Annotated in this window: 13 protein-coding genes; 6 read left to right on the plus strand and 7 right to left on the minus strand. The window is 71.7% G+C overall.

Annotation, left to right across the window (positions count from 1 at the left end; all coding sequences use genetic code 11):
- Window positions 1–22: 22 nt before the first annotated feature.
- From moaA to AB0I82_RS07165, 3 genes are all read right to left on the minus strand, one after another.
- Window positions 23–1,012: a GTP 3',8-cyclase MoaA gene (gene moaA, locus AB0I82_RS07155; RefSeq protein WP_363256135.1), complete on the minus strand. Its 990-nt coding sequence runs from the start codon at window positions 1,010–1,012 to the stop codon at window positions 23–25.
- A 148-nt stretch (window positions 1,013–1,160) separates the two neighbouring features.
- The gene (locus tag AB0I82_RS07160; protein WP_363256136.1) at window positions 1,161–2,786 is read right to left on the minus strand and encodes a cation acetate symporter; all 1,626 of its coding nucleotides are present in this window, start codon (window positions 2,784–2,786) and stop codon (window positions 1,161–1,163) included.
- Window positions 2,783–3,070 carry a DUF485 domain-containing protein gene (locus AB0I82_RS07165; protein ID WP_363256887.1) on the minus strand — a complete coding sequence of 96 codons (288 nt, stop codon included), beginning with the start codon at window positions 3,068–3,070 and terminating at the stop codon, window positions 2,783–2,785. Before AB0I82_RS07165 ends, AB0I82_RS07160 begins: the two co-directional genes overlap by 4 nt.
- A gap of 681 nt (window positions 3,071–3,751) precedes the next feature.
- On the opposite strand from AB0I82_RS07165, the gene AB0I82_RS07170 reads away from it, so the two are divergent.
- Window positions 3,752–5,257 carry a S8 family serine peptidase gene (locus tag AB0I82_RS07170; protein WP_363256137.1) on the plus strand — a complete coding sequence of 502 codons (1,506 nt, stop codon included), beginning with the start codon at window positions 3,752–3,754 and terminating at the stop codon, window positions 5,255–5,257.
- On the opposite strand, the gene AB0I82_RS07175 is transcribed toward AB0I82_RS07170, so the two are convergent.
- From AB0I82_RS07175 to AB0I82_RS07185, 3 genes are all read right to left on the minus strand, one after another.
- Window positions 5,218–5,919, minus strand: coding sequence for a lysoplasmalogenase (locus AB0I82_RS07175; protein ID WP_363256138.1), 702 nt, complete (start codon window positions 5,917–5,919; stop codon window positions 5,218–5,220). The genes AB0I82_RS07170 and AB0I82_RS07175 overlap by 40 nt on opposite strands.
- A complete protein-coding gene (locus AB0I82_RS07180; RefSeq protein ID WP_363256139.1) occupies window positions 5,916–6,797 on the minus strand; it encodes a sterol desaturase family protein in 882 nt (293 codons plus the stop codon). The genes AB0I82_RS07175 and AB0I82_RS07180 overlap by 4 nt, the downstream gene beginning before the upstream one ends.
- 101 nt (window positions 6,798–6,898) lie before the next feature.
- Window positions 6,899–8,197 carry an amidohydrolase family protein gene (locus tag AB0I82_RS07185; RefSeq protein ID WP_363256140.1) on the minus strand — a complete coding sequence of 433 codons (1,299 nt, stop codon included), beginning with the start codon at window positions 8,195–8,197 and terminating at the stop codon, window positions 6,899–6,901.
- Window positions 8,198–8,457: 260 nt separating this feature from the next.
- Between AB0I82_RS07185 and AB0I82_RS07190 the strand changes: the two genes are divergently transcribed.
- From AB0I82_RS07190 to AB0I82_RS07210, 5 genes are all read left to right on the plus strand, one after another.
- Window positions 8,458–9,492 (plus strand): DEDDh family exonuclease, encoded by a 1,035-nt coding sequence (locus tag AB0I82_RS07190; protein WP_363256141.1) that lies wholly within the window; start codon window positions 8,458–8,460, stop codon window positions 9,490–9,492.
- A gap of 129 nt (window positions 9,493–9,621) precedes the next feature.
- Window positions 9,622–9,855, plus strand: a complete 234-nt coding sequence (locus tag AB0I82_RS07195) for a hypothetical protein (protein WP_052868272.1) — start codon at window positions 9,622–9,624, stop codon at window positions 9,853–9,855.
- A gap of 45 nt (window positions 9,856–9,900) precedes the next feature.
- The gene (locus tag AB0I82_RS07200; protein WP_363256142.1) at window positions 9,901–10,728 is read left to right on the plus strand and encodes an SURF1 family protein; all 828 of its coding nucleotides are present in this window, start codon (window positions 9,901–9,903) and stop codon (window positions 10,726–10,728) included.
- Between the two features lie 41 nt (window positions 10,729–10,769).
- Complete coding sequence (locus AB0I82_RS07205) at window positions 10,770–12,569, plus strand: glycoside hydrolase family 15 protein (protein ID WP_363256143.1); 1,800 nt, start codon at window positions 10,770–10,772, stop codon at window positions 12,567–12,569.
- Window positions 12,570–12,573: 4 nt separating this feature from the next.
- Window positions 12,574–13,329 carry an SDR family oxidoreductase gene (locus tag AB0I82_RS07210; protein ID WP_363256144.1) on the plus strand — a complete coding sequence of 252 codons (756 nt, stop codon included), beginning with the start codon at window positions 12,574–12,576 and terminating at the stop codon, window positions 13,327–13,329.
- 24 nt (window positions 13,330–13,353) lie between these two features.
- Here AB0I82_RS07210 and amaP read toward each other — a convergent pair whose 3' ends face one another.
- Window positions 13,354–13,956, minus strand: coding sequence for an alkaline shock response membrane anchor protein AmaP (gene amaP / locus AB0I82_RS07215; protein WP_363256145.1), 603 nt, complete (start codon window positions 13,954–13,956; stop codon window positions 13,354–13,356).
- Window positions 13,957–13,959 lie beyond the last annotated feature (3 nt).

Genomic DNA, 13,959 nt, shown 5'->3' on the forward strand with positions numbered 1-13,959 from the left:
CCCGGGCCGAAGCCGGCCGGCGTCAGCCGCCGATGGCCGACATCGGCCGCTCCGGCTGCAGGAAGCTCGGGTCGTCCAGGCCCGAGCCCGCCTTCTTGCCCCACATCGCGAGCTTCCATATGCGCGCGATCTCTTCGTCCCCCGCGTCCGAGCGCAGCGCGGCCCGCAGGTCCGTCTCCTCCGTGGCGAACAGGCACGTCCGCACCTGGCCGTCGGCCGTCAGCCGGGTCCGGTCGCAGGCACGGCAGAAGGGGCGGGTGACCGAGGCGATGACGCCGACGCGCTGCGGCCCGCCGTCGACGAGCCAGCGCTCGGCGGGCGCGGAGCCGCGCGCCCCCTCGTCCTCGGGGGTCAGCGTGAAGCGAGTACGCAGCGAGGCGAGGATGTCGCCCGCGGTGATCATGCCCTCGCGCTTCCAGCCGTGCTGGGCATCGAGCGGCATCTGCTCGATGAAGCGGAGCTCGTAGTCGTGCTCCACCGCCCAGGCGAGGAGGTCGGGGGCCTCGTCGTCGTTCAGCCCCGGCATGAGCACCGAATTGACCTTGACGGGGGTGAGGCCTGCGGCGCGGGCGGCTTCCAGGCCCCGCAGTACGTCCTCGTGGCGCTTGCGGCGGGTCAGGGTCTGGAAGACGTCCGGGCGCAGGGTGTCCAGCGAGACATTGACCCGGTCCAGGCCGGCGTCGCGCAGCGCGGTGGCGGTGCGCTCCAGGCCGATGCCGTTGGTGGTCAGGGACATCTGCGGGCGCGGCTCCAGGGCCGCGACGCGCTCGACGATGCCGACGAGGCCGGGGCGGAGCAGCGGCTCGCCGCCGGTGAAGCGGACCTCTTCGATGCCGAGGTCGGTGACGGCGATGCGGATGAGGCGGACGATTTCGTCGTCCGTGAGCAGATCGGGCTTGGCCAGCCACTGCAGGCCTTCTTCGGGCATGCAGTACGTGCACCGCAGGTTGCACCGGTCGGTCAGCGAAACCCGCAGGTCGGTGGCTACTCGCCCGTATGTGTCGATGAGCACGAGGCCCCCTCCCCCGGTGGCGGATCAGTTGTTGTCGAGCCTACGCGATGGGTCCGACAACGAGCACGGATCCGATGTCACGATGCGGGACCGGCCGCGTCGTAGGGATCTACGACGCGGCCGGCGCTCCGCCTGCGGGATCGGGCGGTCAGTGCGCTCCGGTGCCGGTCAGGGACCGGACCTCCAGCTCGGCGTACTTGCGGACGTCCGGCTCCTCCTTGGAGAGCAGGGACCCGAGCCAGCCGAGCAGGAAGCCCAGCGGGATGGAGATCAGGCCCGGGTTCTCCAGCGGGAAGAAGTGGAAGTCCACGCCGGGGAACATCGAGGTCTCCTTGCCGGAGACGACCGGCGAGAAGAGCACGAGGAGGACCGAGGAGGCCAGGCCGCCGTAGATCGACCACAGCGCTCCGGAGGTGGTGAAGCGCTTCCAGAAGAGGCTGTAGAGGATCGTGGGCAGGTTGGCGGAGGCGGCGACCGCGAAGGCGAGGGCGACCAGGCCCGCGACGTTCAGGCCGCGCGCGAAGACGCCGAGGATGATCGCGACGGCGCCGATGCCGACGGTGGCCCAGCGCGCGGCGCGCACCTCGTCCTTCTCCGACGCCTTGCCCTTCTTGATCACGTTGACGTACAGGTCGTGCGCGAAGGACGAGGACGAGGCGAGGGTGAGGCCGGCGACCACGGCGAGGATGGTGGCGAAGGCGACCGCCGAGATCACGGCGAGCAGGATGGCGCCGCCGGTGGAGTCGGCGCCGCCGCCGATCTCCTGGGCGAGGAGCGGTGCCGCGGTGTTGCCCGCCGGGTTGGAATCGGTGATCGTCTTTGGCTTGATGAGCGCTGCGGCGCCGAAGCCGAGCGCGATGGTCATCAGGTAGAAGACGCCGATGATGCCGATGGCCCAGTTCACGGACTTACGGGCGGCCTTGGCCGTGGGCACGGTGTAGAAGCGGATCAGGATGTGCGGCAGGCCCGCGGTGCCGAGGACCAGGGCGATGCCCAGTGAGATGAAGTCGATCTTCGAGGTGGCGCTGACGCCGTACTTCAGGCCCGGCTCCAGGAAGGCCGCGCCCTTGCCGCTCTCCTTGGCGGCCTCGCCGAGCAGAGTGGAGATGTTGAAGTCGAACTTGAGCATCACCAGGAACGTGATCAGCAGGGTGCCCGCGATCAGCAGGACGGCCTTGACCATCTGCACCCAGGTGGTGCCCTTCATGCCACCGATGGAGACGTACAGGATCATCACGATGCCGACGAGGATGACGACGAGGATCTTGCCGGCCTCGCTGGTGATCCCGAGGAGCAGCGTGACGAGCGCGCCCGCGCCCGCCATCTGCGCCAGCAGGTAGAAGATCGAGACGATGATGGTGGAGACGCCCGCCGCAGTGCGCACCGGGCGCTGCCGCATCCGGTACACGAGGACGTCGCCCATCGTGAAACGGCCGGAGTTCCGCAGCGGCTCGGCGACCAGCAGCAGCGCGACCAGCCAGGCGACGAGGAAGCCGATGGAGTACAGGAAGCCGTCGTATCCGAAGAGCGCGATGGCGCCCGCGATACCGAGGAAGGACGCGGCGGACATGTAGTCGCCGGAGATGGCCAGGCCGTTCTGGAAGCCGGAGAACTGCCGGCCGCCGGCGTAGAAGTCCTCGGCGCCCTTGGTCTGCCGCCCCGCCCACACGGTGATGCCGAGGGTGGCGGCGACGAAGACCGCGAAGAGCGTGATGATCAGCGGCCGGTGCTGGGAGGCGCCCTCGGCGGCGAGCTGGAAGGTCAGGTGGCTCATGCGTCGCCCTCCAGGCGGTTCTTGATCGCCTCGGCCTTGGGGTCGAGCTTCGCGGCGGCGTGCCGCGAGTACCACCAGGCGATGAGGAACGTCGTCACGAACTGGGCGATACCGAGGACGAACGCGACGTTGATGTTGCCGAGGACCTTGGTGCCCATGAAGCCGCCCGCGTAGTTGCTGAGCAGCACGTACAGCAGGTACCAGAGGACGAAGGCGACGGTCAGCGGGAAGGCGAACGAGCGGTAGGAGCGGCGCAGTTCGGTGAACTCCGCGCCGGACTGCACCTCGGTGAAGTCTCGTGCCTCCTGGGGCGCGTCGTGCTGCGCCTCGTGCTCCTCGTGCGGCCCGGGGTCCTCGGGCGGCTGGGCGGCGGTGCTCACGCGGTCTCCTGATTTCTCACGGTGCTGGCAATTCCTGGCGAGTTCTGTCGCACAAGTCGCACAATCTGCAGGGCGTTCCGTAGGCGACATAAAGTTCAGATCAGTGATCCGGATCACGCATGCTAGAGGGGCACGGCCGCCTTCCGACAGGGGGCAGGCCCTGAAATCCGCAGGAAATCGGGGGGTACGACCGCCACTGCTGCCGCGCCGGATCGTTGTCCGGGTGTGACGCCTTCGCCGCCCCGGCAGCCACCAGGACCGGGCCGACTCCCGTACGGCGCCGTGCGGTTGTCCTCCCCCGTCGCCCTCGCCCCGCCCGCGCCACCCCGCCCGACCTGCGCCGTTGCCCGCCGCTGGGACGGCCGGCGGATCGCGCTGCCGCTGCTGAGCTTCGGGACGCTGCGCCGTCCCGGTGTGGTTGACGGACCCCGCTCCTGCGGAAGTTGACGGGTTTTCCCCCGCCGACAGGCGGGTTTTGGCTGCCGACCGTTGAACTGTCCGGGTGATCACGGTTAGCTTCACTCGTCACGGAACCGGCTCGCGCGCGACCTGCCCGCGAGCGGTCAAAGATGATGTGGAGTACCCATGGCACATCTGAGATCCAGACGGGTGCGCGCACTCGCCGTACCGGTCGGACTGGCCCTCGTCGCCTCCCTCGGCTTCCTCCCGCAGGCGGCGACCGCCGCTCCCCAGGAGGCCCGGGCCACGGTCACCACCGACGGCCCGCTGCTCTCGTACGTCGTCAACGCCACGCCGGGCAAGGCGTCGATGACCGAGGTCGGCAAGGCGATACGCGCGGCCGGCGGCAAGATCGTCGTCGCCCACGAGAAGATAGGCGTGATCGTCGTCCACTCCGCGAACCCGAAGTTCGCCGAGACGATACGCACGGTGCGCGGCGTCCAGTCGGCCGGCGCCTCCCGCACCGCCCCCCTGAAGCCCTCCGGCACCACCGACATCGGAAAGCCGCAGAAGGCCGATCTGAGCAAGGCCGCGAAGCTGGCCGGCGCCAAGGCCAAGGCGGCCGGCGAGGAGCCCCTGGAGTCCCTCCAGTGGGATCTGCCCGCCATCAAGGCCGACCAGGCCGCGAAGGTGAACCCGGGCAGCAAGAAGGTCACCGTCGCGGTCATCGACACCGGCGTGGACGACACCCACCCGGACCTGAAGCCCAACTTCTCCGCGCAGCAGTCCGCCAACTGCGTGGGCGGCGTGGCCGACACCACCGCCGGTTCCTGGCGCCCGTGGAGCGCCACCGACGACTACCACGGTACGCACGTCGCGGGCACCATCGCCGCCGCGCGCAACGGAGTCGGCATGGCCGGCGTCGCGCCGAACGTGAAGGTCTCCTCCATCAAGGTCAGCGAGCCCGAGACCAGCCTCTTCTACGCCGAGAGCGTGGTCTGCGCCTTCGTCTTCGCGGCCGACCACGGCGTCGAGGTCACCAACAACAGCTACTACGTCGACCCGTGGATGTTCAACTGCAAGGACGACCCCGACCAGGGTGCGATCGTCGACGCGGTGGGCCGGGCGGCCAAGTACGCCGAGCGCAAGGGCGCGATCAACGTCGCCGCGGCCGGCAACTCCAACCTCGACCTGGCGGCGAAGGAACTGACCGACAAGTCGAGCCCGAACGACACCACTCCGGTGGAGCGGAAGATCGACCCGGCCAAGTGCTGGGACGTGCCCACCCAGCTCCCGGGCACGGTCACGGTCGCCGCGACCGGCGTGAAGAAGCTCAAGTCGTACTACTCCAACTACGGCAACGGCGTGATCGACGTGGCCGCGCCGGGCGGCGACAGCCGGCAGGTCCCCGAACTCCCCGCCAAGAACGGCAACATCCTCTCCACCATGCCGGGCGGCGACTGGGCCTACCTGGCGGGCACCTCGATGGCCTCGCCCCACGTGGCGGGCGTCGCGGCGCTGGTGAAGAGCGCGCACCCGACGAGCAGCCCGCAGGAGATCCAGTGGCTGCTGAAGAAGGACGCCGACAACCCGGGCTGCCCCCAGGGTGACGCGACGTGCACCGGTACTCCGCACGTCAACGGCCACTACGGCTACGGGATCGTGGACGCGCTGGACGCGGTCAAGGAGTGAGGTGAGCTGCGCCGGGCCGCGGTGGCGGTCCGGCGCAGCGACCCGTCAGCGAGCAGCCACTGGGCCGCGAGGTAGGTCAGCATGATGCAGAACTGCGGCGCTGGCGGCTGCGGCCAGTGCGCGAGGCCGCTCGCGATGAGGGTGTCGGAGGCCAGGAAGAGCAGGCCGCCGAGCAGAGCACGCGGCCCGGCCCGCAGCGCGCCGTACGCCGTCGCGGTGAGCAGCAGGCTGTACCCGGCGACCGGCCCGCGCAGATCGGCCGTCAGATCCGGCCACAGCAGCGCGACGGTGCCGAGCCAGGCAACGGCGTACGCGGCAGCCGCGGCGAGCAGCCACCGGTGGCCCCACTCCGGCGCAGCTCCCCGCCGTACGAACAGCACCAGATAGCAGACGTGTCCGGCCCCGAAGGACGCCATCCCCACAAGGAAGGCGGTGTCGCCGCCCACCTGAAGGAGCGTGTCCCCGCCGCACCCGAAGAGCAGCGCGGCGGCGAGCAGTACGGGGCCGCCGCGCGCGAGTACGTAGGCGGCGAGGACCGGCATCAGCGCCGGCTTGGTCGCTACCTCCACCGTCCCGGCCCCAACGAGCAGCGCCCCGAGGTGGACGGCGGCCAGCAGCCCGAAGGCGGCGAGGAGAGCGCGCGCCGCGGTGCCGCGGCTCATGCGGCGGAGGTCTCGGTGCCCGGCACCCGGGAGGCGGCCTCGCCGCTCCGTGCGGGCTGCCAGCCGGGCCCCCGGAAGATCCGCCCCGCGCGCTCGCTCCAGCTGCCCGCGGCCCGTACATCGCGCGCGATGGCCGCGTACTCGTGCGTGGCGACCCGCAGCGGGTTGAAGGTGTCGATGTTCTTCGTGAGTCCAAAGACGGGCCGCTCGGTCTCCGGTACGAAGGAGCCGAACAGCCGGTCCCAGATGATCAGGATGCCGCCGAAGTTCCGGTCCAGGTAGCCGCCTTGGGAGGCGTGGTGGACGCGGTGGTGGGAGGGCGTGTTCAGCACGTACTCGAAGGGGCGCGGCAGCTTGCCGACCCGCTCGGTGTGCACCCAGAACTGGTACACGAGGTTCGCCGAGGAGCAGAAGGCGACGGCCGCCGGGTGCACGCCGAGCGCGATCATCGGTACGTAGAACGGCCACACCGTCCAGGTGGTCCAGGGCTGGCGGAGCGCGGTGGTGAGGTTGAACTTCCGGCTGGAGTGGTGCACAACGTGACAGGCCCACAGGATCCGGATGACGTGGTGGCCGCGGTGCGACCAGTAGTAGAAGAAGTCCTGCGCGAGCAGCATCAGGGGCAGCGTCCACCACAGCACAGGGATGCGCAGCGGCGTCAGCTCGTAGACCGCCGCGTAGATCGCGACGATCGGGATCTTCCACAGCGCGTCGAAGACCAGGCTGCCGAGCCCCATGCCGATGCTGGTGGCGGCGTCCTTCGTCTCGTATCCGGCGGCGTCCTCGTCCGGGTGCAGCCGGTAGCTCACCATCTCCAGGACGGTGAGCAGGACGAAGGCCGGTATGGACCACAACACGACATCGGGCAGGTGCGGCATGCGGGCACCATAGAACGGCGTACAGGGGCTCGGCCAGAGGTTGTTACCAACGAGTACCAACAAATGTTACCGGCGGTACGCTCGCGGGGTCGGGGCCCGCGTCACTCCCCCACCCCCACGAACGGGAAGTCGAAGCCGGTCAGCCAGTGCCGGCCGGTCTCCCGGGCGCGCCGCCAGGACGCCTCGACGGGCGCCTGATTGCGCGGCTGCCCCAGGTCGTCCGGGGTCGGCCCGATGCGGCGCGCGAGCGGCGCGAGCCGCCGCTTGTCGAAGCCGAAGACCTCCGCGGCCGACTCGCCCAGCATCCGGCGGGTCTCCCCCACCGGGATGTCGTGGAAGGCCCGGCGCAGCCACTCCCCCGTGTGCGGCCAAGTGCCCTCCGGGTGCGGGAAGTCGGAGCCCCACAGGATGTTGTCCACGCCGATCTCGTAGCGCTGCGCCAGCTCGCGGCGCTGCGGCGCGGCGGCGCACACGAAGACCTGACGGTCGAGGTACTCGTGCGGGGACCGCTTCAGCGCGGCGAACGGGGAGCGCTTCTTGCCGCCGCGCGCGCCGAGGTAGAGCCGGTCCATGTGCCACAGCAGGTTCGGCAGCCACCAGCAGCCGGCCCCGGCGACCCCGAAGCGCAGCCCCGGGTGGCGTTCAAAGGCCCCGGACCACAGCAGGAACCACAGCGGGCGGGCCGGCCACCAGGCGGCCTCGGACAGCTCGATGCCGAGGTGGCCGCCGTACTCGTGGCGGGGCGCGGCCCCCGGGTACGTGAGGACGGGCATCGCGGTCTCGGCGGCGGCCGCCCAGACGGGGTCGTACCGGCGGTCGTGGAACGGCGCCCCGTCGGCCCATGTCGCCGGGATCAGCAGCGCGCCCAGCCCGGACTCACGGGCCCGGTGGACCTCCGCGACCACCTCGTCCACCTCTTCCGCCTCGCCGACCGCGAGCGGCAGCACGGCGACCCCGCAGTGCCGCTCCGGGTCGGTGGCACAGAACTCCGCGAGCCAGCGGTTGTACGCCCGGGCACCCGCCATGCCCAGTTCGGGGTCCTGCCCTTCGGGCGCGTCCAGGCCCGCCCCGAAGGGCGCAGCGACGCCGCCGTCCACGGGGTCCGTGTCGGGCAGTACGACCTCGGCGGCCACCCCGTCGCCGTCCAGCTCCTTGGCGCGCCGTGCGGCGTCCCAGCCGCCGCGCAGCCCTTCCTCGTTGTCCTCGTGCCACTTCATGGCGGAGGTCTCGGTCCGTATGCCGCGCCGTGCCGTACGGGCGCGCCGGGCGTCCCGCTGCCCGAGAAAGTCCTCGAAGGCCCGGTGGTGCCCGGCCTCCAGATAGGGCCGGTACCGCTCGGCGGGCAGCCCGGCGTGGCAGTCGGCGGAGATGATCAGGTACGGGTCGGTCGGGTCCGTCATCGCGGCTCCTCGGTCGGTCCGGAAGGAAGCGTTCGAGGTGGTGCGCGTACGTGTCGTGCCCGTGCTGGAACAGGGTTACAGCGCGACACCGCAAGAGGTAAAGAGACGTGCGTCGGTCATGGCGTGGAGGCACCAGGGAACTGACGCACTTTCAGGGGCTCGGGCGCACGGGGCGCGCGATGTCCGAATCATCCCCAAGCGCGCATCCGTACGCCCCCGCAGGGCATCGCTGTCAGTGCCGGCCCGTATCCTCATGGACCATGCTCGAAGACCGCACGGCAGCCGACCGCCCGCTCTCCCCGGAGATCGTGCGGCAGCCGGCCCCGCAGGAGGAACAGGCCGACTGGCCCACCGCGTACCCGCAGGGGTATGCGGTGGTCGACGTGGAGACCACCGGCCTGGCCCGCGACGACCGGATCATCTCTGCCGCCGTGTATCAACTGGACGCCCGCGGCGAGGTCCAGGACCGCTGGTACACCCTCGTCAACCCCGAGCGCGACCCCGGCCCGGTCTGGATCCACGGCCTCACGACCGAGGTGCTGGCGGGCGCCCCGCTCTTCCCGGAGATCGTCCCCGAGCTGTCCCGGCGTCTGGAGGGCCGCGTCCTCGTCGCGCACAACGCGATGTTCGACTGGTCGATGATCGCCCGCGAGTACGCCCGCGCGAAGGCCGAGGCGCCGGTCCGCCAGCGCCTGTGCACGATCGCCCTCTCCAAGGAGCTGCGGCTCCCCCTCCCCAACCACAAGCTGGAGTCCCTCGCGGCGCACTACGGCGTCGTGCAGGAGCACGCGCACCACGCGCTGGACGACGCCCGGGTGCTCGCCGAGGCGTTCCGGCCGAGCCTCCTCCGCGCCGCCCGGGAGAACCTCCGGCTGCCGCTGCTGGCCTGCCAGCCGCTGACCGAGTGGACCGACGCACCGCGCCCGCCCGCGCAGCGCTCCGGATACGGCGCGGGGTACCGCCCGACGACGACCTGGCGCCCCTCCCGCAAGCGCCCGGCCTGCCCGTATCCGAACCCGGGGCGGTACGAAGCGGGTGGCCGGCTCATCCAGGGCATGCGGGTCGCCTTCTCCGGCGACACCTCCGTGGACCGCGAGCTGCTGGAGGACCGCGCGATCGAGGCCGGCCTGCACGTCGCGACCAGCGTCTCCCGCCTGACCAGCCTCCTCGTCACCAACGACCCCGACTCCCCCACCTCCAAAACCACCAAGGCCCGCACCTTCGGCACCCCGGTCATAGACGAGCCCGCCTTCATGCAGCTCCTGCAGGACGTACTCCCAGCCCAGCCCAAGTAAGGGGCCGCGCCCCGTAAGGGGCGCGGGGAACTGCGCGAGCAACCACAACGACGCGGCAGCCGGGTGAACGAGGGCAACACACCCGCCCCGGGCCTGGCCCGTCGGAAAACCGCGCCCCACCCTGGGCGCATGGCACGATGCGAAGTCTGCGGAAACGACTACGGCATGACGTTCGAGGTGCACGCGCAAGGCGCCGTGCACGTCTTCGACTGCTTCTCCTGCGCCATCCACCGCATGGCGCCCATCTGTGAGCACTGCCGGTGCCAGGTGATCGGCCACGGCGTCGAGGCCGAGGGCCGCTGGTTCTGCTGCGCCCACTGCGCCCGCGCGGAGGGGATGGTGGGCATCGTCGACCGAGTCTGAGACCCGGGCGTCGCCACCCAAAGCCTGACAGGTACCGTCAATGACGTGTACCGCTTCCTGTTGTCCCGGCAGTGGGTGATCCTCACCCTCGTGGGCCTCGTCCTGATCCCCGTCATGGTCAAGCTGGGCTACTGGCAGCTGCACCGCCATGAGCACAAGGTGGCGCAGAACGCCCAGATCGCCAAGGCGCTGGACGCGAAGCCGGTACCGGTCACCGATCTCGCGAAGCCGGGGCGCGACCTGCCGGAGGCGGACCGCTGGCACCCGGTGAAGGCCACGGGGCAGTACGACACCAAGGGCGAGGTCGTGGTGCGCAACCGCACCGCCGCCGACGAGCAGACCATCGGCTACTACGTCCTCACCCCGCTGCGCCTGACCAGCGGCGCAACCGTCCTGGTCAACCGCGGCTGGATCGCGCCCAGCGGCGGCGCGCTCACCACCTTCCCCGACGTGCCCCCGGCGCCGATGGGCACGGTCACCGTCACCGGCCGGGCGATCCCCGACGAGACCACCGCCGAGAGCGGGATCAAGGACACCAAGGGGCTGCCCGACCGCCAGGTCATGCTGATCAACAGCAAGCAGGCGGCCGAGCGGCTGCACCGCCCGGTGCTCGGCGGCTACATCGAGCAGACCGCGCCGGAGCCCAAGAGCGGCAAGCCCGAGCTGGTCCCCGAACCGGACCACGACAGCATCGGCCCGCACATGGCGTACGCCATCCAGTGGTGGCTGTTCGCCGCTGCCGTACCGGTCGGCTGGGTGATCCTCGTACGCCGAGAACGCCGGGACCGCGCCGCTGCCGCCGCCTCGGAGACCGCCGGCACACCCGCGGAACCGGCCGAACCGGCCACCCCCGCAGCCGCGGCCAAGGACTGACCCCCGCATAGCCCCCGCCCCCTCCGGGCAGTCGTCACAGCGTGCATCCACCTATCGAGGACTACGCGCTCATCGGGGACCTGCAGACCGCCGGGCTCGTCGGCCGCGACGGCTCCATCGACTGGCTGTGCCTGCCCCGCTTCGACTCCGCCGCCTGCTTCGCCGCCCTGCTGGGCAACCGCGACAACGGCCACTGGCGGCTCGCCCCCGCCGACCACCGCGCCCACGGCGAGCGGTCCTACCGGGGCGACTCGCTCGTCCTGGACACCGTCTGGACGACCGACACCGGCCGCGTGCGCGTCACGGATTTCATGCCGCAGCGCGACCGCGCCCCCGATGTCGTCCGTCTCGTCGAGGGCCTGGAGGGCAGCGTCGAGATGCGCGGCGTCCTGCGGCTGCGCTTCGACTACGGACGCGCCGTCCCCTGGGTCCGGCACGTCGGGGACTGCCGGGTCGCCGTCGCCGGGCCCGACTCCGTATGGCTGCGCGCCGTGCCCGAGGTGACGACGTACGGCCAGGGCTTCAGTACCCGCTCCGACTTCACCGTCGAGGCCGGCGAGCAGGTCGCCTTCGTCCTCACCTGGCACCCCTCCCACGAGCCGCGCCCCCGCCGCATCGACCCGTACGAGTCGCTGCAGTGCACGCTGGACGACTGGAAGGAGTGGGCGGCGCACTGCTCGTACGACGGGCCGCACCGCGATGCCGTCGTCCGCTCCCTGATCACGCTCAAGGCGCTGACGTACGCGCCCACCGGCGGCATCGTCGCGGCCCCCACCACCTCGCTGCCCGAGGAGATCGGCGGCGTCCGCAACTGGGACTACCGCTACTGCTGGCTGCGCGACGCCACCCTCACCCTCAACGCGCTGCTCTCCGCCGGGTACACCGAGGAGGCCGTGGCCTGGCGCGACTGGCTGCTGCGCGCGGTGGCCGGCTCCCCCGCCGACCTGCAGATCATGTACGGACTGGCGGGCGAGCGGCGGCTCCCGGAGGCGGAGCTGCCCTGGCTGGCTGGCTACTCCGGCTCCAGCCCCGTCCGTATCGGCAACGCCGCCGTCGAACAGCTCCAGCTCGACGTCTACGGCGAGGTCCTGGACTCCCTCTACCTCGCTCAGGCCGCCGGGATGCCCGACAAGCCGCACGCCTGGAACATCCAGCGCGCGCTGCTCGCCTTCCTGAAGAAGAACTGGCAGGAGCCGGACGAGGGGCTGTGGGAGGTGCGCGGCCCGCGCCGGCACTTCGTGCACTCCAAGGTCATGGCCTGGGTCGCCGCCGACCGCGCCATCCGCACCGCCGAGGCGCACCCGCATCTGAAGGCGGACCTCGACGTCTGGCGCGCGATGCGGGACGAGGTGCACCGCGAGGTCTGCGAGAAGGGGTACGACCCCGAGCGCGGGACGTTCACCCAGTACTACGGCTCGGAGGAGCTGGACGCGGCGACGCTCCTCATCCCGCGCGTCGGCTTCCTGCCGGGCGACGACCCCCGCGTCATCGGCACGGTCGACGCGGTCCAACGGGAGCTGACGCACAACGGCCTGGTGCACCGGTACAGCACGCGGCGGGCCGACGGGCCCCACCACAAGACCGACGGGCTGCCGGGCCAGGAGGGCACCTTCCTGGTGTGCTCCTTCTGGCTCGCCGACGCGCTGCACCTCACCGGGCGGAAGAAGGAGGCCCGCGAGCTCTTCGACCGCCTCCTCGAACTCCGCACCGACCTCGGGCTGCTGGCCGAGGAGTACGACCCGGCGACCGGCTGCCAGCTCGGCAACTTCCCGCAGGCGTTCAGCCACGTCGGCCTGATCGGGACCGCCTTCACGCTGGCGGGGATGCTCAAGGCAGACTGACCCCATGGACCTTGGACTCACCGACCGTACGTACATCGTCACCGGCGCGACCCGCGGACTGGGCAACGCCACCGCCGCCGCGCTCGTCGCCGACGGCGCGAACGTCGTGATCAGCGGGCGTACGGAAGAGGCGGCCACCGAGGCCGCGAAGCAGCTCGGCCCGCGCGCCCACGGCGTCGGCGCGGACAACGCCGACCCGGCCGCGGCCCAGCGCCTGGTGGACGCCGCCCGCGACCGCTTCGGCGGCCTGGACGGCATCCTCATCAGCGTCGGCGGCCCGCCCCCGGGCAGCGCCGCCTCCAACACCGACGAACAGTGGCAGGCCGCGTTCGACTCGGTCTTCCTCGGCGCGGTCCGGATGGCCCGCACGGCCGCCCAGGCGCTCGGCGAGGGCGGCGTGATCGGCTTCGTCCTCTCCGGCTCCGTCCACGAGCCGATCCACGGCCTGACCATCTCCAACGGGCTCCGCCCCGGCCTGGCCGGCTTCGCCAAGTCGCTCTCCGTCGAGCTGGGCCCGCAGGGCATCCGCGTCCTCGGCGTCCTCCCCGGCCGCATCGCCACCGACCGGATGCAGCAGCTGGACGAGCTGTCGGGCGACGCGGAGGCGTCCCGCGCCCGCAACGCCGCGACGATCCCGCTGCGCCGCTACGGCACCCCGGAGGAATTCGGCCGCACCGCCGCCTTCCTGCTCTCCCCCGCCGCTTCGTACGTCAACGGCGTCATGCTGCCCATCGACGGCGGGGCGCGGCACGGCTTCTGAGCTCCCCGGGCGGCGCTCCCGGTCTCAGCTGACCCGTTCGGCCCGGTGCCGTACGGCCCGCAGCCTGACCTCCGCCGGGAGTTCCGGCAGGCCCGTCGACTCGCGGGCGTGCGCCACCGCCTGCGTGCCGAGGAGGTCCACCGCGCCGGCCGGGTCCGCGTGCGGTTCCAGCAGGAGCCGGACCCGTACGCGGGGCTCGCGGCGCCGTCCCGTCAGGTGCGCGACGGCCCTGTGCACCCCGTCCGCGCTCGCCGCCTCGGCCGCGAGGACGTCTTCCAGGGCGCGCCCGCGCAGCAGTGCGCCCTCGCCGTCCCCGGTGTCGACGAGGACCTCGCGCAGCCGGCGGCCGCGGAACTGGGTCAGCAGCCACCAGAGGGCGAGCAGTACCAGGACGCCGAGCGCGCCGAGCACCACCGGCCACCACCAGCCCGTACCCGTCCAGCGCGTGCGCTCGGCCGCGGGCAGCAGCACGTCACCGGGCGCGGCCCACGGCCACCCGTCCGGCAGTCCGGAGTGCCACTCCCGCGGCAGCGCGCCGCCGAACAGCACCAGCCCGCCGGCGCCCAGCAGCACCAGCCCGGTCAGCCCGAGCAGTACACGGTTGACCGCCCGCCGTACCTGACGCATCGG

Origin of the sequence: Streptomyces sp. NPDC050315 (genome assembly GCF_040655775.1) — a bacterium.
In the GTDB taxonomy this organism is placed as follows: domain Bacteria; phylum Actinomycetota; class Actinomycetes; order Streptomycetales; family Streptomycetaceae; genus Streptomyces.

Excerpts from the sequence above, each read along its gene's own strand:
- AB0I82_RS07210 (WP_363256144.1), top strand. The coding sequence starts at position 12,574 with ATGGACCTTGGACTCACCGACCGTACGTACATCGTCACCGGCGCGACC.
- AB0I82_RS07175 (WP_363256138.1), bottom strand. The coding sequence starts at position 5,919 with ATGAGCCGCGGCACCGCGGCGCGCGCTCTCCTCGCCGCCTTCGGGCTG.
- AB0I82_RS07195 (WP_052868272.1), top strand. The coding sequence starts at position 9,622 with ATGGCACGATGCGAAGTCTGCGGAAACGACTACGGCATGACGTTCGAG.
- AB0I82_RS07160 (WP_363256136.1), bottom strand. The coding sequence starts at position 2,786 with ATGAGCCACCTGACCTTCCAGCTCGCCGCCGAGGGCGCCTCCCAGCAC.
- AB0I82_RS07190 (WP_363256141.1), top strand. The coding sequence starts at position 8,458 with ATGCTCGAAGACCGCACGGCAGCCGACCGCCCGCTCTCCCCGGAGATC.
- AB0I82_RS07180 (WP_363256139.1), bottom strand. The coding sequence starts at position 6,797 with ATGCCGCACCTGCCCGATGTCGTGTTGTGGTCCATACCGGCCTTCGTC.
- amaP (WP_363256145.1), bottom strand. The coding sequence starts at position 13,956 with ATGCGTCAGGTACGGCGGGCGGTCAACCGTGTACTGCTCGGGCTGACC.
- AB0I82_RS07170 (WP_363256137.1), top strand. The coding sequence starts at position 3,752 with ATGGCACATCTGAGATCCAGACGGGTGCGCGCACTCGCCGTACCGGTC.
- AB0I82_RS07185 (WP_363256140.1), bottom strand. The coding sequence starts at position 8,197 with ATGACGGACCCGACCGACCCGTACCTGATCATCTCCGCCGACTGCCAC.